Source organism: Tardiphaga sp. 42S5 (assembly GCF_034044155.1).
GTDB lineage: Bacteria > Pseudomonadota > Alphaproteobacteria > Rhizobiales > Xanthobacteraceae > Tardiphaga > Tardiphaga robiniae.
On sequence record NZ_CP139027.1, the window covers coordinates 4621455 to 4642252 of the forward strand.

Genomic DNA, 20798 nt, shown 5'->3' on the forward strand with positions numbered 1-20798 from the left:
CATCCTTCGAGACGCGGCGAAGACGCCGCTCCTCAGGATGAGGTTCTGCAGATAATCCACAAATCGCAATAATCTTCTCGTGAGCAGCATCTACCTGCGCGCGTCGGCGTCCCTATCTGTTCCCGACCAGCATCACGGGGAATTCCAGATGGCGAAGCGTCAGTTGAAGCTCGGGGCCTTCATGCGCCCGATCAGCATCCATACCGGCGCATGGCGCTATCCCGGCGCTCAGCCTGATGCCAACTTCAACTTTCCCTTCCTCAAACAGATGATCCGCAAGCTCGAGGCCGGCAAGTTCGACGCCTTCTTCATGGCCGATCATCTCGCAGTGCTGAACATGCCGGTCGAGGCGCTGAAGCGCAGCCACACGGTGACATCGTTCGAGCCCTTCACGCTGCTGTCGGCGCTGGCCGCCGTCACCGACAATATCGGCCTCGTCGCCACCGGCTCCACCACCTTTGACGCGCCCTATCACGTCGCCCGCCGCTTTGCGTCGCTCGATCACATCTCGGGCGGACGCGCCGGCTGGAATATCGTCACCACATCGAATCCCGATGCCGCGCTGAACTTTGGCCTGGACGATCACATGGAGCATGCCGAGCGCTACAAGCGCGCGCGCGAGTTCTACGACGTCGTCACCGGCCTGTGGGATTCCTTCGCTGATGACGCCTTCATCCGCGACGTCGAGAGCGGCATCTTCATGGACCCCGACAAGATGCATGTGCTCGATCACAAGGGCCCACATCTCTCGGTCCGCGGCCCGCTGAATATCGCCCGGCCCGTCCAGGGCTGGCCAGTGATCGTGCAGGCCGGCGCATCCGAAGACGGCAAGCAGCTTGCCGCCGAAACCGCAGAAGCCGTGTTCACCGGCGGTGGTCCGATCGGCGATGCCCGAAAGCTCTATGCCGATATCAAGGGCCGCATGGCCGCGCTCGGCCGACACCGCGATCACCTCAAGATCCTGCCCGGCGCCTTCGTGGTGGTCGGCGACAGCGTCGAGGAAGCCAGGGAGAAACGCGCGCTGCTCGACAGCAAGGTGCATTACGCCAACGCCATCGCCTCGCTCTCGATCAATCTCGGCACCGATGCATCCATTTTCGACCCCGATGGCCCGCTGCCCGACATCCCGGAGACCAACGCCTCCAAGAGCGGCCGGGAACGCGTCATCGCCCTCGCCCGGAGCGAGAACCTGACCGTGCGCCAGCTCGCCCAGCGCCTCGGCGGCTATGGCGGCTCGGCCTTCGTCGGCACGCCCCAGACCATTGCCGACGAGATGCAGGAATGGCTGGAAACCGAGGCGTCCGACGGTTTCAACATCATGTTCCCCTACCTGCCGGAGGGCTTGAATGACTTTGTCGACCGGGTAATCCCGGAACTGCAAAAGCGCGGGATCTTCCGCACGGAGTATGAAGGCCGGACGCTCCGCGAGAATTTGGGGCTGCCACGGCCCGAAAACCGCTTCTTTCCGGGCTAAGACCAGCAAATCCCCGGATTTACCGCCCCGGAAAACCTTGACTTTGGGGCGTTCGGGGCTAGGTTGCGCCCCAACACGGCCAGTTCTCTGGCTGTCACCCGATTCCCGACATTCAGAGGTTCTGCCATGGCCAAAGCGGTCACCATCAAGGTCAAGCTCGTTTCCACCGCGGACACCGGCTTCTACTACACCGCCAAGAAGAATTCGCGCACCATGACCGACAAGATGGTCAAGAAGAAGTACGACCCGGTCGCGCGCAAGCACGTTGAATTCAAGGAAGCCAAGATCAAGTAAGCGCTGAACACAGCTGCTGACGGATTTTGAACGGGGCCCTTCGGGTCCCGTTTTCTTTTGAGCCTCTCCCCGCAAAGCGTGGGGCGAGGTTAAGTGAGAAGCTCAGCCCAATCGTTTCAATGTTAGCGATCTGCGCAGCACTGCGTTTACCCTGCCACAACTATGGCGGGCATGGAGCCTGCGATTGAAACGGTATTCACGTCATTTCGTGCGACAAATCGGTATCATTCGACGCAATTGATTTGCATCGGGAGCACCTCTTGTCTTTCCGCGATTCAGACACGACGGCTGGCCAGTTCACGTCTGCGGTGTCTCTGGCGGGCGTTTTCGTCCGCTACGCATTCTATTTTTTCGGAATGATTGTGTTCGGGTTCATCGCCTTCGGGGTGATCTGGCTCTGGGGCAATCGCGTCCAGGTGGTCCAGGACAAGCCAGCTTTCAGGATCACTGACGGCAGCTTCACACGGTTACCCGTCAGCTCCGACATCATCACCAGCGGACTGCTTGGCCGTGTTGAGGTCATGCAATACGGGGCACTGGATCATCGCGGGATCGATCTCACCGTGGCGATCGCATTCCCACCCCCAGGCGGCCTCCAGACGCGGCCGACTTTCGAACCGCGCGAAACAAAGCTTTTGCGCAACATGCGCTTCCAGACGCTCTCCACGCACTTCGATCTGGAAACGCGCTACGGCCCTGTCCATGCCGTCGAAACGCGCGTCGAGACCGATGGCCGCTGGAAACAGTGCCTCGCCTTCAGCTCGCGCTTCGATACCAGAGCTGTGTTCCTCTCCGGTTGGACCTACGATGCTACAGGCACCAAGCCTGGCGCGGATGCCCTCGCCTGCGCGCTCGACAAACTTGTGATCGATAAGGAATTGCCGACGAAAGAAGCCGACGCCTATCTGCGCGCACGCATGACGCGCCCGGCTTACTGCGCGGCCCGGCAGGTCACGCAGACCTTCGATACGGGATCACGCCCCATCTCGCCGCCGTCACGATGGTCGCAACCGTCGGCGCGAACGCGTCTTTGATCGTGGCTTAAGCGGCCGCCGCAACCACGCGGTTGCGGCCGTCGTGCTTGGCGCGGTACAGCGCCACGTCGGCGCGCTTGAGCACGTTGGCGACGGGCTCGCCCTTCTTCTCCAGCGTCGACAACCCGATCGAGATCGTGACCTCGATGCGCTTGTTGCCCTTGTCGATGGAGAACGGTTCGCCGGCGATCGAACGACGCAGACGCTCGGCCACCATACTGGCCACATGCATGTCGGTTTCCGGCATGACGATGACGAATTCCTCGCCGCCGTAGCGACAGGCCAGATCGATGCCACGGATCGACTTGCGAATGCGCACGGCGAATTCGCGCAGCACGTCGTCACCGCAATCATGGCCATGATTGTCATTGATCGACTTGAAGAAGTCGATGTCGAGCATCATCAGCGCCAGCGGCTTGCCGCGGGTGGCCGCCTGCTCTGCCAGCGTTTCCAGATGGCTTTCCATGTAACGGCGGTTATGCAGTCCGGTCAGACCGTCTGTGATCGCGGCTTCGATGGAGTGCTGAACGTTGTCGCGCAGATGATCGGTATAACGGCGACGGCGGACCTGCGTGCGCGCGCGGGCCAGCAGCTCGTTCTTGTCGACCGGACGCATCAGATAGTCGTTGACGCCGATCTCGAGACCGCGCAGCAGCCGCGGATTGTTGTCGGCATCGGCAATCGCGAGAATCGGAAGCTGCCGTGTGCGCTCCAGCGACCGCGCCTGGCTGCACAGCCGCAATCCGTCGTAATTCTCGAGGCTCAGCGAGACAATGAGCAGATCGTAATTGCCCTCGGCGGCATGAAACAGCGCCTCGGTCGGATTGGGTTCGACGTCGACGGTGTGTTCGGCCGACAGCACCGGCGCCAGCCGCTCATAGGATGACGGACGATCGTCGACCAGCAGGATGCGTCCGCCCACCCCCAGATCAGACACGGCGCTGCGCTCGGGCGCCTGCACGCCGATTTCCAGCGAGGTGATGGCGCGCATGCGCAGTTCGTCGGTCATCATCTTCAGACGTGTCAGCGAGCGTACGCGGGCCACCAGCACGGCATCGGCGACGGGCTTGGTGAGGAAGTCATCGGCGCCGGCTTCGAGGCCGCGCACGCGATCCGACGGCGAATCCAGCGCGGTGACCATCACCACCGGAATGAAATGCGTCTTCGGATTGGCTTTCAGGCGACGACAGACTTCGAAGCCGTCCATGTCGGGCATCATGACGTCGAGCAGGATCAGGTCGCATTCGGAACGCGCGCAGATTTCCAGCGCCTGTGTGCCGTTGGACGCGGTGATGACGTCGAAGTATTCCGCCGAGAGACGGGCTTCCAGAAGCTTCACGTTGGCGGGGATGTCATCGACGACAAGAATACGCGCTGACATAGGGAACTCCCTAACCGATGAACCGACGCACGGTTTCGATAAATTTTCCGACCGAAATGGGCTTTGACAAATAGGCTTCGCAGCCGCCTTCGCGGATACGTTCTTCGTCGCCCTTCATGGCGAAGGCTGTGACGGCGACGACGGGGATCATGCTGATCGCAGGATCCTTCTTGATCCATCCGGTTACTTCGAGACCGGAGACCTGCGGTAGCTGAATATCCATGAGGATGAGATCGGGGCGGAGCGAGCGGACAAGATCGAGCGCTTCATAACCATTGCTCGTGCCGACAGTCTGATAGCCATGGGCTTCCAGCAGGTCACGGAAGAGCTTCATGTTGAGCTCGTTGTCCTCCACGATCAGGACGGTTTTTGCCATCCCGCCCTCCAATCCAGAACCCGAGCGTTCTTGTTTCGCGGAGCATGATTGCCCTGCGTCACCGGCCAATGTGATGTTCGAAGCGAACTTCCAAATTCACTTCGGCCACCGCGCCGAAGTGCCCATGTACCGCGCGCATCCCACCAACTGGAATCGCCCCGGTGACTCGGGCATGATGATTTAAAATAGAGACGATAAGTTACGGAAAGGCAAACACGCGTGATGAAAAAGCCCCAGCGCCACCCCAGCGAAGTCGCTGAAATCGTTGCGATTCAGGCGCTTTCCTTCGTTGCCGGCGACCCCGAGCGGCTGGGCCTGTTCCTGTCCGAGAGCGGAATCGGTCCGGAGACCCTCCGCTCGGCTGCAAAGGATCCACAGTTCCTCGTCAGCGTGCTCGATTTCGTGCTGCGCGACGACGAGACCGTGAAGGCGTTTTCGGCGTCATCGCAACTGGACCCCACCACCATCGCCGCCGCGCGGCAGGCGCTCGATCCCCGCGGGCAGGACTTTACGTGAGCCCCTCTCCGGCAGAGCTGAGCGGACCGCGCTGCTTCTGCCGGGATTGCCTTGTCGATCTGGATGCACGCGTCAAGCGCTGCACGTCATGCGGGTCGCCGCGCCTGGTGCGGCACCACGCGCTGCCGTCGCTGACGCTGGCGCATATCGACTGCGATGCGTTCTACGCCACCGTCGAGAAGCGCGACAATCCCGACATCGTCGATCGGCCTGTCATCATCGGCGGCGGCAAGCGCGGCGTGGTGTCCGCCGCCTGCTACATCGCGCGCACCTATGGCGTGCGCTCGGCTATGCCCATGTTCAAGGCGCTCGATCTCTGCCCCGACGCCGTCGTGGTACGGCCGGACATGGCGAAATATGTCCGCGTCGGCCGCGAGGTCCGCCATGCCATGCAGGCGCTGACGCCACTGGTCGAACCACTGTCGATCGACGAAGCCTTTCTCGATCTCTCAGGCACGCAGCGCGTCCACGGCATGATCCCGGCCAAGGTACTGGCGAAATTCGCCGCCGATATCGAACGCACCGTCGGCATCACGGTCTCGGTCGGTCTGTCGGTGAACAAGTTTCTCGCCAAGATCGCGAGCGATCTCGACAAGCCACGCGGCTTCGCCACGCTCGATCAGGAAGATGCTGTGGCCATGCTCGCCGACAGGCCCGTCAGCTTCATCTACGGCGTCGGCCCGGCGACCGCGGAGAAACTCTCGCAGCGCGGCTTTCGCAAGATCAGCGATCTGCAGCGCGCCGATGAGACCGACCTGATGAAACAGTTCGGCGGCGAAGGCCGCAGGCTGTGGCGCCTCGCACGCGGCATCGACGATCGCCTCGTCGTCGCCGATCGCGGCGCCAAAACGATTTCGAACGAGACGACGTTCAATGAGGACATCCGCGACTACGCCACCCTGGAAAAGATCCTGTGGCGACTGTCGGAGAAGGTTTCATCGCGTCTCAAGAGCAGCGAATTGTCCGGTACCACGGTCACGCTGAAACTGAAGACCGCAGATTTCCGCCAGCGCACCCGCTCGCAGTCGATCCAGTCGCCGACGCAGATGGCGGCGCGCATCTTCGATATCAGCCGCGAGATGCTGGCAAAGGAAATCGACGGCACGGCCTTCCGCCTGATCGGCACCGGCGTCAGTGCCCTGAAGCCCGGCGCTGAGGCCGGCGACGACAACATGCTCGACCGCCGTTCATCGCATGCCGAACGGGCAATGGACGATCTCAGGAAGAAGTTCGGCAGTGCCGCTGTGATCCGCGGCATCGCCTATGACGGGCCGGAGAAGCCAAGGACATAATCCCCATAGGGATTGCGAACTTGTGATGTGTCCGGGCTTCCCACGCTGTGGTGGCCGTGAGATGGTCTAATATGGATCTTCGTCGACTCCTGAAACTCTTTCTAGCGATCTTTGTGACCATCGGCCTCTCGGTGGCGCCGGTGGTGACTCCGGCGGCTGCCAACGGGCCGTCGGCCACGATGACCGACATGTCGGCGATGTCTGGAGACATGCCCTGCTGCCCATCCGAACAGAAGAGTAAGGATTGCCAGGACTGTCCACTTCTCGCGATTTGCGTGTTGAAGACCGCCCAGGCGGGGCCCTCTGTGGCGTCACCCATGACGGTTCGCCACGCCGTCCGAACGTACCACTCGGTGCTGAATGACGCGCTTACCGATGGCGTCAACCGCCCGCCTCCAGACCACCCTCCTCGCATTTCGATCTGAGCGGCGCTGAGCGCCGTCGCTGCCGCGTGTCCCTGGCGCGCGGATGACGCATGCCGTTCGCAGCACATCAGATTCAATCGAGGATACCAAACCATGAAGACGTCTAACTCCCCGCGCGCCTTCCGGGCTGCGTTGATCGCTGTCGCTTTGGGCGGCGCAAGCACGGCTGCACTGGCTGACATCAAGGACTACACGTTCGAGCTCGTCGATCAGTCCGTTCAGGCCGGCCCCGACAAGATCATCACCGTCCGCCTGATGAACACCAAGACCGGCAAGCCCGTCCCGGACGCCGTCATCTTCGCCACCCGTCTCGACATGGCTCCTGACGGCATGCAGGAGATGGCCACCAAGGTCACGCCAGTACCGGGGGCGGAGCCCGGCACCTACAAGTTCAAGGCCACTTTCGGAATGGCCGGTCGCTGGCAATTTTCTCTGGGTGCCAAGGTGCAGGGAGAAACCGGCTCCGTCGAGAACAAGCTCGTCATCACGGCGCAGAAATGAGCCGCGTCGTTTTAGCTGGCACGACCGCCGCGTTCATCGCGGCGGCCGGAGGCGGATTCATCGTCACGCAGCGACCGTTGACGCACGCCCTCGCCGTAGTCACCCCCGCCGATGCGCAGGAATCCGGCGCGCCGATCTACTATCAGGATCCGGACGGGAAGCCCGCATACTCGTCAACGCCGAAGAAAACGCCGGATGGCCGCAACTACCGCGCCATTCCGGCGAACGCTGACATCAACTTCGAGGATATCGTAGCCGAGCCGATGCCGGGTCCGAACTCGGTGGGTATGGAGCGCAAGATCAAGTATTACCGCAATCCGATGGGACTTCCTGACACGTCGCCAACGCCGAAGAAGGACTCCATGGGGATGGATTACATCCCGGTGTTCGACGGCGACGATTCCGACGATGGATCAGTCAAGCTCTCTCCGGGCAAGATACAGCGCACGGGCGTGAAGTCCGAGCCAGCCACCAGGCGCGTGATCCGGACGCAGATCCGCGCACCCGGCACGATCCAGCTCGACGAGCGGCGCATCTCCGTGATCTCGATGCGCGCGGAAAGCTGGGTGCAGAAGGTTGCCGACGTCACTACTGGCACGAAAGTCCGCAGCGGGCAGCCCTTGATGGATATCTACAGCCCCGCGATCTCGTCCGCTGCGGCGGAATACGTCGCCACCATCACGTCGAAGACGACGGGCGGCGATGGACTGTATGGGCGCGGGTCGCGTCAACGGATCATGAATCTCGACGTTCCGGACACGGTGATTGCCGAGATCGAGAAGAGCCGCATCGTCCCGATCTCCATCGCGTGGGCCGCACCGCGGGACGGCATCGTTCTTGAGCGCAACGCCATCGAAGGGATGCGGGCGCAACCCGGCGACATCCTCTTTCGTATCGCCGACACGTCGCTCGTCTGGGCGATGGTCGATGTCGCGGAGCGCGATCTTGGCGCCATCGCCGTCGGACAGCCGGTGAACGTCCGGACGCGCAGCCTTTCCGGCAGGCAGTTTGCAGGCAAGGTCAACGTGATCTACCCGCAGGTCAATCGCGAGACCCGGACGACACGCGTCCGTATCGAACTCATGAATGCCGATCTCGCTCTGCTACCGGACATGTATATCGACGCTTCGATCGAAACCGGAAGTGCGGATCCGGTGGTGTCCGTCCCGGAGAGCGCTGTGATCGACACCGGCACCCGGCAATCGGTGTTCGTTGACAAAGGACAGGGCCGCTTCGAACCGCGCGGCGTTGGACTCGGCCGTCGCGGCGGCGGCTACGTCGAAATCCGCGAGGGAGTCGCAGACGGCGAACCGGTCGTCATTTCGGCCAATTTCCTGATCGATGCAGAAAGCAATCTGAAGGCCGCGCTGAAGGGCTTTTCCGACGCGAGGAGCCCACAGTGATCGCCCGCATCATCGCATGGTCGGCGCGCAATCTGCTGCTGGTGTTGTTCGGCACGGGGTTCGCCGCAGCCGTTGGCATCTACGCGCTGGCGCATCTGCCGCTCGACGCCATCCCGGATCTCTCCGACACGCAGGTCATCGTCTATACCGAGTACCCCGGCCAGGCGCCGCAGGTAATCGAGGATCAGGTCACCTATCCGTTGACGACGGCAATGCTCACGGTGCCGAAGTCGAAAGTGGTGCGCGGGTTCTCGTTCTTCGGCGTGTCGTTCGTCTATGTCATCTTCGAAGACGGGACCGACATCTATTGGGCCCGGTCGCGCGTTCTCGAATTCCTGAACGGAGCCACGTCCCGCCTGCCCGCCGGCGTCACGCCGACGATGGGCCCCGACGCCACCGGCGTCGGCTGGGTCTACCAGTACGCGATCATGTCCAGGGAATTGAACCTTGCCGACACACGGGCGATCCAGGACTGGAATCTGAAGTTTGCGCTCGCCAAGGCCGAAGGCGTCGCCGAAGTCGCCAGTGTCGGTGGCTTCGTCAAGCAATATAACGTCGTGCTCGATCCGCTTCGGATGCGCGACCTCGGCATCACCATGCAGAAGATGCGCGACGCTATCCGTGCCAGCAACGCCGATGTCGGCGGTCGCACGGTGGAGCTGTCCGAATTCGAATATGTCATCCGCGGCAAGGGCTACCTGAAGTCGATCAACGACCTCGGCAATGTCGTGCTCAAGACGAACAACGGCACGCCGGTCCTGCTGCGCGACGTCGCGCGCGTCGAACTTGGCCCCGACGAGCGGCGCGGCATCACCGAACTCAACGGTGAAGGCGAAGTCGCCAGCGGCATCGTGTTGCAACGCTTCGGCGTCAATGCGCTCGACGTGATCGAGAACGTCAAGAAGCGCTTCAAGGAGATCGCCAGCAGTCTGCCGAATTCCGTCGAGATCGTCCCGGTCTACGATCGCTCCAACCTGATCAACGCCGCCATCGCCACGCTCAAGCACACATTGCTGGAGGAAAGCGTTGTCGTCGCACTCGTCTGCATCTTGTTCTTGCTGCATGTCCGCAGTGCCCTGGTCGCGATCCTGATGCTGCCGGTCGGCGTGCTGATGGCGTTCGGCGCCATGAAACTGCTCGGTCTTGGCTCCAACATCATGAGTCTCGGCGGCATCGCAATCGCCATCGGCGCCATGGTCGATGCCGCCATCGTCATGATCGAGAACGCCCACAAGCATCTCGAACGCGCGGATCCCGGCAAGTCGCGCGTCGAGGTCCTGATCGAGGCAGCCTCCGAAGTCGGCCCGGCACTGTTCTTCAGCCTGTTGATCATCACCGTGTCGTTCATGCCGATCTTCACGCTGGAATCCCAGGAAGGACGTCTGTTCAGCCCTCTGGCGTTCACCAAGACGTTTGCGATGGCGGCCGCGGCCATCCTGTCAGTGACGCTGGTCCCAGCCCTGATGATCATCTTCGTTCGCGGCCGGATCGTTCCGGAACACAAGAACCCGATCAACCGCTTCCTGATCTGGATCTATCGGCCCGTGATCAAGGGCGTGATGCGCGCGAAGACGCTGGTCGTCCTGCTCGCAGTCGCCGTTCTCGCGGCGAGTGTCTGGCCGGCCCGTCAGCTCGGGACCGAGTTCATGCCCAGTCTCAACGAGGGCACGCTCATGTATATGCCGACGACGCTGCCGGGCATCTCCGTCACCAAGGCCGGAGAACTGCTGCAGACACAGGACAGGATCATTCGGTCGTTTCCGGAGGTGGCTTCGGTCTATGGCAAGGCGGGGCGCGCTGCCACGGCGACCGATCCGGCGCCCTCCGAAATGTTCGAGACAATCATCAACCTCAAACCGAAGGAAGAGTGGCGATCCGGTCTCACAGTCGATGGGCTGATCGCCGAGATGGACAAGGCGCTGCAGTTTCCGGGCGTGTCGAATGCATGGACCATGCCGATCAAGGCCCGCATCGACATGTTGTCGACCGGCATCCGCACGCCCATCGGCGTGAAGGTGATCGGCACCGACCTCGTCGAGATCGACCGGCTTGCCAAGCAGATCGAGCAGGTGCTCAAGGCGGTACCGGGTACATCGTCGGCCTATGCCGAGCGCGGCATTGGCGGCTACTACCTCGATGTGACGCCGGATCGCGAGGCATTGGCGCGCTACGGCATCATGATCCAGGACGTCCAGGACGTGATCGGAACCGCGCTCGGCGGCCAGACGGTAACGACGACCGTGGAAGGCCGGCAACGCTTCACCGTCAACATGCGGTACCCCCGCGACCTCAGAGACAGCCCGCAGGCCATCGCCAGTGACGTGCTGGTGCCGATGCCCGGAGGTGGCGCGGTCCCGCTCGGCGAAGTGGCCAGGATTGCGCTGGCGAGAGGGCCGACGTCGATCCGGACGGAAAACGGACAGTTGGCCACATACATCTATGTCGACATCCGCGACCGCGACCTCGGCGGCTACGTGGCCGACGCGCAGCGCGCGGTCCAGGCGAGCATTCAATTCCCGCCCGGCTACTACGTGATGTGGAGCGGCCAGTACGAATATCTCGAACGCGCGACGGCGCGCCTGAAGATCGTCGTGCCGGTGACGCTGTTGATCATCTTCCTGCTGCTGTACCTGAACTTCCGGTCGATCACCGAAACGATGGTTGTCATGCTGTCGCTGCCGTTCGCGCTGGTCGGCGGCCTTTGGCTGATGTGGTGGCTCGGTTTCAACCTGTCGGTTGCAGTCGTCGTCGGCTTCATTGCGCTGGCCGGCGTTGCCGCCGAGACCGGCGTGGTGATGCTGATCTATTTGAATCAGGCATTGACCGCTATCCAGGCGCGACGGGATATTGAAGGACGGCCGTTGACGCGCAACGACCTGTACGATGCCATCATGGAAGGAGCGGTCGAACGCGTCCGTCCCAAGATGATGACGGTGGTCGCCATCATGGCGGGCCTGCTGCCGATCATGTGGAGCACCGGCACAGGCTCGGAGATCATGCAGCGCATCGCGGTGCCGATGATCGGCGGCATGATCTCGTCAACGCTGCTGACGTTGATTGTGATCCCCGCGATCTATGCCATCGTTAAGGGCTATCGGCTGCCTCAGGCCGGCTTGATCCCGGCAGAAGGGATCGTTCCCCTGGCCAGATAGCCGGAGCCTGGAGCGACGTGTTCGGACTCAGCCGAACACGTCCTGCACCACGCCGTCTTTGATCACATCGACACCGTCGAGCGTGATCGTCGTCTTGAAGATCGGCAGATCGAAATGTCCGGCGGTGTAGCGCCCGGCGAATTCATTGGCGCCAGTGGAGAACAGGAAGTTGCCGGCCACCGCGCGGATCTCCGTGCCGTTGGTGTCGCGCTGGTCATACATCTGCAGCGCCTCATAGCGCGCATTGGGATTCATGCCCCAGCCCACATGCGACACGGCATAGGCCTCGCGGTCGCCCCACGCCGCGAGATAGCGCTTCATCATTTCGGCGTCGGCGCCCTCGCCCGTGAGTTCGGTGAGATAGTCATCCTTGAACAGCATCTTCACCGGCGACGTCAGATAGCGCTTGAAGGTCAGGTTGATATCGCCCGCATCCATCACCACCGTGCCGTTGATGGTCTTGCTCTTCGGGAACGAAACCACGATGCCGCCCGGCCAATGCGCCAGCGTGCCCGGCTTGTCGGTCCAGCCCCAGACGCCGACGGTGGCCGCGCCTTCCATGTTGACGTCCAGATCAGTGCCCGCCTTCGAGGTCACCTTCATGTGCTTCGTGCCGCGCAGCATCTTGGCCGCCGCGCGCACGCGCTTCTCGAGCGCCGAGTCCGGCACCATGCGCTCGAGCGCTTCCGGATGTTCGTTGGAAATCACGAGAATGCGCGCGCCAGCCTTCAGGATCTCCGGTGTTTCCTTCGCATGCATAAGGCCTTCGATGGTGCAGTCGACGACGAAGCCGGCCTGCTGCAGCGCTGACACCACTGGCCCGAGTTGCTGAATCGCTTCGGACGCGCCGGTGGAGCGGATCGGAACGACCTGCTTGTTGCGCGGCGTCGGCACCACGACGTGGAACGGCCGCGCGCCCATGCGGAGCAATGCCAATTCGGCAATGTGCACATTCAGCGCGCGCGATTGCGTCTCAGAGAGGATGGCGGCAGTGTCACCGGGCTTGACCGCACAGCGTTCGAAGATCTCGCAGAATGCGTCGATCCATTTCGCCTCGATGCGATCCGCCAGCATGCCGTTTCTCCGTGTTTTAAAGCGATTATGGTTGGATGATAGGCGTGGTCATGTTATATGAAAAGGAATATTTTTAATCTTGAAGGACAATCCGGCGCTGTATTTTGGGCAGTCGCGGGTGTCGCGGAGCGGCGAATTCCATGGCGTTTGACAAGACGGCGCAGGACAAGGTCGCGGACGACAAGCTCCTGGACAAGACGCAGGCGGTCAACCCCGCGACCTTCCGTCAGGCACTGGGTCAGTTCCCGACTGGCGTCACCGTGGTCACCGCAACGACAGGCGATCATCCTGTCGGCATGACCGCCAATTCGTTCTCGTCGGTGTCGCTCGATCCGCCGCTGGTGCTGTGGAGCGTCGCGAAATCTTCACCGAGCCACGATCCCTTCGTCGAAGCCGACGCTTTCGCCATTCATTTTCTCGGTGCCGATCATGGCGAGCTCGCGATGCGTTTCGGCCGTCGCGGCTCCGACAAGTTTGCTGATATCGCCCATGCGCCGGGCATCAGCGGCGCACCGCTGATCGAGGGCCTCGCACCCATCTTCGAATGCAAGACCTGGGCGCGCTATCCCGGCGGCGACCACACGATCCTGGTCGGTGAAGTCGTGCACTTCGTCGAGCGCAATCACGATCCCCTCGTCTTCCACTCCGGACAACTCCGCCGCATCGACAAGGCACAGCCACGTGCGCCGGCCCTGGCCAGCAACAGTTTTGCGCGCAGCTACCTGTCCTATCTGCTGGCGCGCGCCAGCTTCAACGTCTCCAGCTCGTTTCATGCGCGGCTGAAGGAATGGGACCTCACGGTGCCGGAATGGCGCGTGCTGGCCTGCCTTGCCGATGTCGAAGGGCTCTCGGTTGGCGAGCTCGCCGCAATGGCCTTGATGAAGCAACCCGGCCTGACGAAAGTGCTCGACCGCATGGAGCGCGACGATCTGCTCAAGCGCAAGAGCACCTCGAACGATCGCCGCCGCGTGACGTTGTATCTGACCGCCAAGGGCCGCGCCCGCGTCAAGCCGGTGCAGAAGGCTGCACTCGACCACGAGGCAGAACTGTTGAAGCGCTTCAGCGACGACGAACGCGCGACGATCAAATACACGCTGGATCTCCTGATCGACAGCGGCATGTCGGACGATACAACTTCACAATAACGATCGCGATCAAGCGCTGCTCTCTCCACGTCATGGCCGGGCAAAGCGCGAAGCGCGGCTTCGCTAGGTGTCCCGGCCATCCACGCCTTCCTTGTGGTCAAGACGTGGATGCCCGGCACAAGGCCGGGCATGACGGAGAGAGTGTCATTGTTTGTAAGCGAGCGACGCCGTTACTTGATCGGCGCGACGACCTTGCCCTTCAGCTCGGAGACGTCGAGCTTCTTCGGCAACATTCCGGATTCGACATAGGTGTCGAGCATCTTCTGGATCGCGTCGAAATTCGGCGCGGCGCCCGGATCCCTGGCGAAATCGTTGTCCTTCAGCAGATAGGTTTCCAGCACCGGGATCGGCGCCTTCATCACCTCGTTGACGACCTTCAGCGTTTCGTCGCGGTTGGCCAGCGCCTTCTGCATGCCGAGCGTCAGATCGCGCACATACATTTTGGCCAGTTCCGGATTCTTCTCAATGAAGTCCGCACGGCAGGCTTCGAGAATGTGCACGATGCCGTCCTGCTGCTGCGACAGCGAGAACAGCTTGCGGGTGCCGCCCTTGGCTTCCATGCGCGCGGCGAAAGGCTGGTTCATCACGGCGGAATCGACGCGGCCCGAACGCAGCGCTTCTTCCGAGAGCGCGAAGCCGACTTCAACCAGCTTGACGTCCTTGGCGGGATCGAGACCGGCCTGCTTCAAGAGGATCGCCATCGGGCCATAGATGCCGGAGCCGAGCGTGTTGATCGACATCGTCTTCCCCTTGAGGTCGGCGATGGTCTTGATCGGCGAGTCGTCCTTTACCGCCCAATAGACCGAGAAGCTGCCCGGCTTTTCGAACACGTGCTGCGCTACGATCGAAGCCTTGAGGTTGCCGCTCTGCACGCCCTGCGCCAGTGCCAGCACCGATTGCGTCGCGCAATCCAGCGCGCCGGCCGCGAGTGCCTGCGTCATCGGCGCGGTGCCCTGAAACTGCACCCACTCGATATTGTATTTCTTGCCGAGATCCGCGAATTCCTGCGGACGCTTCATCATCCAGTATTTGGATTCCTCGGCCGGGATGGTCCAGCCAACCTTGATGGTTTGTTGGGCAAATGCCGAGCCACTGCTCAGCAACGCTCCGAGTGCCAGAGCCGCCACAACGCCACGCTTCGATGCGATCCGCTTCATCCTGAATTCCTCTGTTTTCAGCGATCCGGCCGCAGTCAGAAACGAATGCAATTCTCTTGCCGAAGCGCTCCCCACTCACAATTGTTTCATGCTTCAAATGATCGCGCAATATGCCTCGCAATGGGCTATATTGAAGCAGACTGGTTGGACTGCCAGCCCGGGAATTGATTCACCATGAGCAATGACTCCTTCTTCTCCGATCTCCTCGCATCCATCTCGGAACGCGGACGCACTCTGCTGCGGCTCGGTCCGGCATCTGTCGATCCCAAACAGAACGCATCGGATCTGATCGAACTCTGTACGGAGCTGTTGTCAGGACGCGGCGAAGCGTCCGGCACGGTCCTCGCGCGCGGCGTGCTTGATCGCTACAAGAGTCTCGACGAGGCCGGCCGCCTCACCTTCTTCGAGAACCTCGCACAGAATTACGGTCCCGATCGTGACAAGCTTGAGAAGGCCATCGCGGCATGGCGTGCCAAGCCGACCGGTGACGTCTCCGGCGAGTTGCATTTCGCATCCGAGCCGCAGCGGCAGGAACTGTTTCGCCGGCTGAACCGCGCGCCGAACGCGACCAGCGAACTCGTGAAGATGCGTGAAGATCTGCTCGATCTGAAGAATGGTAACAAAGACCTCAACGCCGTCGATCGCGACGTCGTTCATCTCTTGGCATCCTGGTTCAACAGGGGATTTCTGGTGCTGCGCAAGATCGACTGGTCCACGCCCGCCAATGTACTCGAAAAAGTCATCAAATATGAAGCGGTGCATGAGATCCACGACTGGGACGATCTGCGCCGCCGCATCGATCCCGTGGATCGCCGCTGCTACGCGTTCTTCCACCCTGCCCTTGTCGATGAACCGCTGATCTTCGTCGAGGTTGCGCTCACCGAAACCATTCCGGGCGCCATCGCCCCGCTGCTCGCGGTCGATCGTCAGCCGGTGCCGATTGAGCGCGCGCGCACCGCCGTGTTCTATTCGATCTCCAACTGCCAGCGCGGCCTCGGCGGCATTTCCTTCGGCAATTTCCTGATCAAGCAGGTGGTCGAGGAACTGCGCCGCGAATTGCCGAAGCTCGATACGTTCGTGACGCTGTCGCCGGTGCCGGGTTTCATGAAGTGGCTCAAGAAGGCCGATGACCTCAACCTGTCCAATGAGGATCAGGCGCTGGTCGACATGCTCGCCGATCCGCTATGGGTCAACGACACCGCGCTGACGGCGCAGCTCAAGCCGGTGATGGAACAGCTCGCTGCGCATTACTTCCTGAAGGCCAAGAGCCCGCGCGGCGGCCCGATCGATTCCGTCGCCCGTTTCCATCTCGGCAACGGCGCACGGCTGGAGCGCATCGACTGGCTCGGCGACACGTCAGCCAAGGGCCTGCGCGAGTCCGCCAGTCTGATGGTGAACTATCTGTATCGTCTCGACGATATCGAGAAGAACCACGAAGCCTATGCCGACCACTACGAGATCGCGGCATCGAGCGCGGTGAAGAAGCTGCTGAAGAGCGAAAGCGGCGGTGGCCTACGTTTGCTGGACAGCATGCGGCTGTCGCGGGCAGAGTGACGAACTTCACCTCTCCCCGCTTGCGGGGAGAGGTCGACTGAAACGCGCGAAGCGCGTGGAAGTCGGGTGAGGGGGACGCTCCACCTGCTCAGCTCTCGGAGAGTCCCCCTCACCCGTCGCGGACTTCGTCCGCGCCACCCTCTCCCCGCCTTGCAAAGCAAAGCTTCGTCCGGCGGGGCGAGGGGCATCCCTCACTTACAAGGCTTGCTGTCCTTCACATTGAACTTGCTCATCGCGCCGCCGATGACGAAGTCGTTGTAGTCTAGTACCAGGGACCGCGAGACGCCGTTCTCGTACAGTTCGAACGACATCGCATAGACCGGTGTCTGCTCGCCGCCATCGGAGGATTTGGCTGACTTGTCGTAATAGCTGACGGTGACCGGCCAGCGCGTTAGCTTCTTCATCCCGTCATCGCCCGTCGAGGGATCGGGTTCACTGATCTTGCGGTCGCCGGGAATCGCCTGCCCGATGATCGTGAGCGTGCTGTAGACTTTCTCGCCCGTATCCGACCCGTCATAGACATTCAGTTCCAGCACCGACTTGCCTTCACGTGCGGCGGCAATGATGCGGTGGATCTGCTCGGTCGGAAACACCGTGGAGCCCTCCAGCGTGAAGGTCTTCGCCACCGGCTGCTTGAGCTTGACGGTGACGTGATCGCCCTCGCGCTCCGCCATGCCGTCGACGGCGCTGGCATCACCGTCATTCATGCGGGTGTCGATCTTGAACCGATAGCTCTTGCCATCACCGGCTTCCCAGCTGGTGGAGCGCAGATCGCTCAGCGTCGTCTTGTCTTCGCCGCTATTGAGCTCCGAGACCTGACGGAAATCCGACGTGTAGCCCTCGCAGGCACTGCCGGTAAAATTATAGAGAATGCGACCGCTGGCGCTGTTGACGCTGGCATTGCCGCGCGACTTCAGCAGCTTCAGCTCATACAGCGCCTGATGCGCGACGAACGGCGTGCCCGCAGCGGGCGGTGCCGCGAATGCCGACACCGGCGCCACGAAGGCTGCCATGGTCAGTGCCAGCGAGGCAGCCTGGAATCGCGAAACGGGGGGTATGCGGCGCATGGGTTTTCCCTGGATTCTGGAACTACAACAATAGAGAGCGTCCTATTGCGTCGCAACTACGGCCACGCCGGATTCGCACTGCGGAAATGCCATATTCCGCAGCAAACCTTGCCAAAGCCGCACTGTTGCAGGGCAGATTCGATGTCGCCGGATCGTCACTTGCGCGGCGGGGCGGTATGGGTGAAACAGACAGTGCCTGAACCCTTTGGGGACTTTTGTTTAGGCACATCATCAATTGTTTGGGGAATCACGATGGCAGGAACGGTCGAGCAGAAACTTGCGGATCTGGGGGTCAAACTTCACGAGCCGGTGAGCCCGGTAGCGAACTATGTCGGCTTCGTCCGCACGGGCAATCTGCTGTTCGTCTCCGGTCAGATCTGCATGGGCGCCGACGGCCAGCTGATCGCCAAGGGCAAGCTCGGCGCCGGCGTCACCCTCGAACAGGGCGTCAATGCCGCGCGCGGCTGCGCGATCAACATCCTCGCGCAGGTCAAGGCTGCGCTCGGCGATCTCGACAAGGTGGCCCGCGTCGTCCGTCTCGGCGGCTTCGTCAATTCGACGCCGGATTTCATCGACGCGCCGAAGATCATCAATGGCGCATCCGACCTGATGGTCGCCGCCTTCGGCGACAAGGGCCGGCACTCCCGCGCCGCTGTCGGCGTCGCCTCGCTGCCCGCCGATTGCGCGGTCGAGGTCGACGCGGTGTTTGAAGTCATCTGATCCAGGACGCATTCAAGGACAATCCCGATGCGCGCACCTGACTGGCTCATCGCCCGGCCGGTCGCGCATCGTGGCCTGCACGACCCTGCCCGCGGCATTATCGAGAACATGCCCGGCGCCATGCGCGCCGCCATATCAGGCAATTTCAGCATCGAGACCGATGTGCAGCTCACCGCCGACGGCGAGGCGATGGTGCATCATGACGATGAGTTGGGACGCCTGACCGAGGGCTCCGGCCCCCTGCTCGCGAAGACCTCCGCCGAGCTCAAGCAAATAACCTTCAAGGACACGCCCGAGCGCATGATGTCGCTCGGCGATCTGCTCGCTCTGATCGATGGCCGTGTCGGGCTCGTGATCGAGATCAAGAGCCATTTCGACGGCAACCGCAAACTGGTCGCCCGCGTCGCCGAGATTCTCAAAACCTATCGCGGGCCCGTCGCCTGGATGTCGTTCGATCCCGATCAGGTTCTCGCGATGCGCGAGATCGCCCCCGAGATCCCGCGCGGCATCACCGCCCAGCGCACCTATGACGACGGCGAGTGGTTGACGCTGACGCAGGCCCAGCGCAACGGCATGCGCCATCTCCGCCATGCCTTCCGCACCCGGCCGCATTTCGTCTCCTATTGGGTCAAGGAACTGCCGGCCCCGGCGCCCTGGATCGCCCGCAACCTGTTCGGCTGCGCGCTGCTGACCTGGACCGTGCGCACACCGGAACAGCGTGCCGTCACCGCCCGCTATGCCGACCAGATGACCTTCGAGGGCTTCGTGCCGTAAACTGAAAAGAACGCCGTCATGGCCGGGCTTGTCCCGGCCATCCACGCCTCTCTTGCTTACGGCGCGTGTGACCAAGACGTGGGTGCCCGGGACAAGCCCGGGCATGACGGAGTGGGACTTGAAGTGTCCGGCGCGATGCACAATCTTAGGAGCGGTCACCGCGACGGTTGATCGCATATGACCGGTTCAAGTGATTGATGACGTCATCGGAAATTACGCTCGAAGCAGTGGCGTCCATCAGCCAGATCCCGGCCACGGATTGGGACGCCTGTGCCACCGGTCATGCCGAGCTTGGTGGCATTGAGAGCCTCGATACGCTGGCGCCGGCGGCCAATGGTTGCGCCTCGAAGCCCACTTACAACCCGTTCGTGTCCCACGCCTTTTTCACGGCGGTCGAGAAATCGAATTCGGCCTGTGCGCGCACCGGCTGGGGTCCGCGGCATCTGATCGCCAAGAGCGAGGGCCGCATCCTCGGCGTCGTGCCCTGCTATCTGAAGTCGCACTCGCAGGGCGAATACGTGTTCGACCGCGGCTGGGCCGACGCCTATGAGCGCGCCGGCGGGCAATACTATCCGAAGCTGCAGGCCTCGGTTCCGTTCACGCCCGCCACCGGCCCGCGCCTACTGATCCGCGACGGCGTCGATGTGGAACGCGTCGGCGCGGCGCTGGCCGGCGGCCTCGTCGGTCTCTGCGAGGCTACCGATGCGTCGTCTGCCCATGTCACTTTCGCGCGCGAGAGCGAATGGCAATTTCTCGCCGCGCGCGGCTTCCTGCAGCGCACCGACCAGCAGTTTCATTTCCGCAATGATGGCTACGCCACCTTCGACGATTTCCTGGCAACGCTGAATTCGCGCCATCGCAAGGCGATCAAGCGCGAGCGCCGCGATGCGCTGGCCAATGGCATCACCATCCATCCCCTCACCGGCAGCGAGATCACCGAGGATGCCTGGGACGCGTTCTTCGCCTTCTATATGGAGACCGGCTCGCGCAAATGGGGCCGGCCATATCTGACACGCGAGTTCTATGCGCTGATCGCCGAGAGCATGAGCAACGATGTCGCGCTGATCATGGCCAGACGCGACGGCAAATGGATCGCCGGCGCGATCAATTTCATAGGCTCGGATACGCTGTTCGGCCGCCACTGGGGCGCCGTCGAGCATCATCCGTTCCTGCATTTCGAGGTCTGCTACTATCAGGCCATCGACTTCGCGATCCGCCGCGGATTGAAGACCGTCGAGGCCGGCGCGCAAGGCGAACACAAGATCGCACGGGGCTATCTGCCGCAGACCACCTATTCGGCACATTACATCGCCGATCGCGGACTGCGTCAGGCCGTCGGCGAATATCTTCAGCGCGAGCGCGAATATGTCGCGGAGGCCGTCCGCGAATTGACCGAAGCCGGCCCGTTCAGGAAGGGCGACGAGCAGGATTAAGCCGTCTTGACCGGCTCCCCTCTGGC

18 protein-coding genes are annotated in these 20798 nt (G+C 62.2%); 13 read left to right on the forward strand and 5 right to left on the reverse strand.

Annotated features, from left to right (window positions below):
• Nucleotides 1-148 precede the first annotated feature (148 nt).
• The 3 genes from SFY93_RS21605 (at nucleotide 149) to SFY93_RS21615 (ending at nucleotide 2802) form a co-directional block, all read left to right on the forward strand.
• The gene (locus tag SFY93_RS21605) at nucleotides 149-1474 is read left to right on the forward strand and encodes an LLM class flavin-dependent oxidoreductase (protein WP_320444549.1); all 1326 of its coding nucleotides are present in this window, start codon (nucleotides 149-151) and stop codon (nucleotides 1472-1474) included.
• Between the two features lie 126 nt (nucleotides 1475-1600).
• A complete protein-coding gene (gene rpmG / locus SFY93_RS21610) occupies nucleotides 1601-1768 on the forward strand; it encodes a 50S ribosomal protein L33 (protein WP_068732385.1) in 168 nt (55 codons plus the stop codon).
• Between the two features lie 260 nt (nucleotides 1769-2028).
• Nucleotides 2029-2802 (forward strand): hypothetical protein, encoded by a 774-nt coding sequence (locus tag SFY93_RS21615; RefSeq protein WP_320444550.1) that lies wholly within the window; start codon nucleotides 2029-2031, stop codon nucleotides 2800-2802.
• Nucleotides 2803-2809: 7 nt separating this feature from the next.
• On the opposite strand, the gene SFY93_RS21620 is transcribed toward SFY93_RS21615, so the two are convergent.
• Together SFY93_RS21620 and SFY93_RS21625 are read right to left on the reverse strand one after the other, a co-directional pair.
• Nucleotides 2810-4183, reverse strand: a complete 1374-nt coding sequence (locus tag SFY93_RS21620; RefSeq protein ID WP_320444551.1) for a PleD family two-component system response regulator — start codon at nucleotides 4181-4183, stop codon at nucleotides 2810-2812.
• A gap of 10 nt (nucleotides 4184-4193) precedes the next feature.
• A complete protein-coding gene (locus SFY93_RS21625; protein WP_068732379.1) occupies nucleotides 4194-4559 on the reverse strand; it encodes a response regulator in 366 nt (121 codons plus the stop codon).
• 222 nt (nucleotides 4560-4781) lie between these two features.
• Between SFY93_RS21625 and SFY93_RS21630 the strand changes: the two genes are divergently transcribed.
• From SFY93_RS21630 to SFY93_RS21650, 5 genes are all read left to right on the forward strand, one after another.
• A complete protein-coding gene (locus SFY93_RS21630; RefSeq protein WP_092144364.1) occupies nucleotides 4782-5075 on the forward strand; it encodes a DUF3572 domain-containing protein in 294 nt (97 codons plus the stop codon).
• The gene (locus SFY93_RS21635; protein ID WP_320444552.1) at nucleotides 5072-6367 is read left to right on the forward strand and encodes a DNA polymerase IV; all 1296 of its coding nucleotides are present in this window, start codon (nucleotides 5072-5074) and stop codon (nucleotides 6365-6367) included. The genes SFY93_RS21630 and SFY93_RS21635 overlap by 4 nt, the downstream gene beginning before the upstream one ends.
• A 518-nt stretch (nucleotides 6368-6885) precedes the next feature.
• A complete protein-coding gene (locus SFY93_RS21640) occupies nucleotides 6886-7293 on the forward strand; it encodes a FixH family protein (protein ID WP_320444553.1) in 408 nt (135 codons plus the stop codon).
• A complete protein-coding gene (locus tag SFY93_RS21645; RefSeq protein WP_320444554.1) occupies nucleotides 7290-8696 on the forward strand; it encodes an efflux RND transporter periplasmic adaptor subunit in 1407 nt (468 codons plus the stop codon). Before SFY93_RS21640 ends, SFY93_RS21645 begins: the two co-directional genes overlap by 4 nt.
• Nucleotides 8693-11848, forward strand: a complete 3156-nt coding sequence (locus SFY93_RS21650; RefSeq protein ID WP_320444555.1) for an efflux RND transporter permease subunit — start codon at nucleotides 8693-8695, stop codon at nucleotides 11846-11848. The genes SFY93_RS21645 and SFY93_RS21650 overlap by 4 nt, the downstream gene beginning before the upstream one ends.
• Nucleotides 11849-11875: 27 nt before the next feature.
• Here SFY93_RS21650 and SFY93_RS21655 read toward each other — a convergent pair whose 3' ends face one another.
• The gene (locus SFY93_RS21655) at nucleotides 11876-12922 is read right to left on the reverse strand and encodes a 2,5-dihydroxypyridine 5,6-dioxygenase NicX family protein (protein WP_184517767.1); all 1047 of its coding nucleotides are present in this window, start codon (nucleotides 12920-12922) and stop codon (nucleotides 11876-11878) included.
• A 140-nt stretch (nucleotides 12923-13062) separates the two neighbouring features.
• Here SFY93_RS21655 and SFY93_RS21660 point away from each other — a divergent pair, with 140 nt between their 5' ends.
• On the forward strand, nucleotides 13063-14067 hold the full coding sequence (locus SFY93_RS21660) for a flavin reductase (RefSeq protein ID WP_320444556.1): 1005 nt from the start codon (nucleotides 13063-13065) through the stop codon (nucleotides 14065-14067).
• A 170-nt stretch (nucleotides 14068-14237) separates the two neighbouring features.
• Here SFY93_RS21660 and SFY93_RS21665 read toward each other — a convergent pair whose 3' ends face one another.
• A complete protein-coding gene (locus SFY93_RS21665; RefSeq protein WP_120292027.1) occupies nucleotides 14238-15224 on the reverse strand; it encodes an ABC transporter substrate-binding protein in 987 nt (328 codons plus the stop codon).
• Nucleotides 15225-15398: 174 nt separating this feature from the next.
• On the opposite strand from SFY93_RS21665, the gene SFY93_RS21670 reads away from it, so the two are divergent.
• On the forward strand, nucleotides 15399-16778 hold the full coding sequence (locus SFY93_RS21670; protein WP_320444557.1) for a malonyl-CoA decarboxylase: 1380 nt from the start codon (nucleotides 15399-15401) through the stop codon (nucleotides 16776-16778).
• A 191-nt stretch (nucleotides 16779-16969) separates the two neighbouring features.
• Here the strand turns inward: SFY93_RS21670 and SFY93_RS21675 are convergent, their stop codons facing one another.
• Complete coding sequence (locus SFY93_RS21675; RefSeq protein WP_414716943.1) at nucleotides 16970-17845, reverse strand: cell envelope integrity EipB family protein; 876 nt, start codon at nucleotides 17843-17845, stop codon at nucleotides 16970-16972.
• Between the two features lie 252 nt (nucleotides 17846-18097).
• On the opposite strand from SFY93_RS21675, the gene SFY93_RS21680 reads away from it, so the two are divergent.
• From SFY93_RS21680 to SFY93_RS21690, 3 genes are all read left to right on the forward strand, one after another.
• Nucleotides 18098-18565: a RidA family protein gene (locus SFY93_RS21680; protein ID WP_092144382.1), complete on the forward strand. Its 468-nt coding sequence runs from the start codon at nucleotides 18098-18100 to the stop codon at nucleotides 18563-18565.
• A 27-nt stretch (nucleotides 18566-18592) separates the two neighbouring features.
• Nucleotides 18593-19339, forward strand: a complete 747-nt coding sequence (locus tag SFY93_RS21685; protein ID WP_320444558.1) for a glycerophosphodiester phosphodiesterase — start codon at nucleotides 18593-18595, stop codon at nucleotides 19337-19339.
• A 197-nt stretch (nucleotides 19340-19536) separates the two neighbouring features.
• On the forward strand, nucleotides 19537-20772 hold the full coding sequence (locus SFY93_RS21690) for a GNAT family N-acetyltransferase (protein WP_320444559.1): 1236 nt from the start codon (nucleotides 19537-19539) through the stop codon (nucleotides 20770-20772).
• Nucleotides 20773-20798: the final 26 nt, after the last annotated feature.

Coding starts and splice junctions, on each gene's coding strand:
- SFY93_RS21605 (WP_320444549.1), top strand. CDS start 149: ATGGCGAAGCGTCAGTTGAAGCTCGGGGCCTTCATGCGCCCGATCAGC.
- rpmG (WP_068732385.1), top strand. CDS start 1,601: ATGGCCAAAGCGGTCACCATCAAGGTCAAGCTCGTTTCCACCGCGGAC.
- SFY93_RS21620 (WP_320444551.1), bottom strand. CDS start 4,183: ATGTCAGCGCGTATTCTTGTCGTCGATGACATCCCCGCCAACGTGAAG.
- SFY93_RS21625 (WP_068732379.1), bottom strand. CDS start 4,559: ATGGCAAAAACCGTCCTGATCGTGGAGGACAACGAGCTCAACATGAAG.
- SFY93_RS21630 (WP_092144364.1), top strand. CDS start 4,782: ATGAAAAAGCCCCAGCGCCACCCCAGCGAAGTCGCTGAAATCGTTGCG.
- SFY93_RS21640 (WP_320444553.1), top strand. CDS start 6,886: ATGAAGACGTCTAACTCCCCGCGCGCCTTCCGGGCTGCGTTGATCGCT.
- SFY93_RS21645 (WP_320444554.1), top strand. CDS start 7,290: ATGAGCCGCGTCGTTTTAGCTGGCACGACCGCCGCGTTCATCGCGGCG.
- SFY93_RS21655 (WP_184517767.1), bottom strand. CDS start 12,922: ATGCTGGCGGATCGCATCGAGGCGAAATGGATCGACGCATTCTGCGAG.
- SFY93_RS21660 (WP_320444556.1), top strand. CDS start 13,063: ATGGCGTTTGACAAGACGGCGCAGGACAAGGTCGCGGACGACAAGCTC.
- SFY93_RS21665 (WP_120292027.1), bottom strand. CDS start 15,224: ATGAAGCGGATCGCATCGAAGCGTGGCGTTGTGGCGGCTCTGGCACTC.
- SFY93_RS21670 (WP_320444557.1), top strand. CDS start 15,399: ATGAGCAATGACTCCTTCTTCTCCGATCTCCTCGCATCCATCTCGGAA.
- SFY93_RS21675 (WP_414716943.1), bottom strand. CDS start 17,845: ATGCGCCGCATACCCCCCGTTTCGCGATTCCAGGCTGCCTCGCTGGCA.
- SFY93_RS21680 (WP_092144382.1), top strand. CDS start 18,098: ATGGCAGGAACGGTCGAGCAGAAACTTGCGGATCTGGGGGTCAAACTT.
- SFY93_RS21685 (WP_320444558.1), top strand. CDS start 18,593: ATGCGCGCACCTGACTGGCTCATCGCCCGGCCGGTCGCGCATCGTGGC.
- SFY93_RS21690 (WP_320444559.1), top strand. CDS start 19,537: ATGACGTCATCGGAAATTACGCTCGAAGCAGTGGCGTCCATCAGCCAG.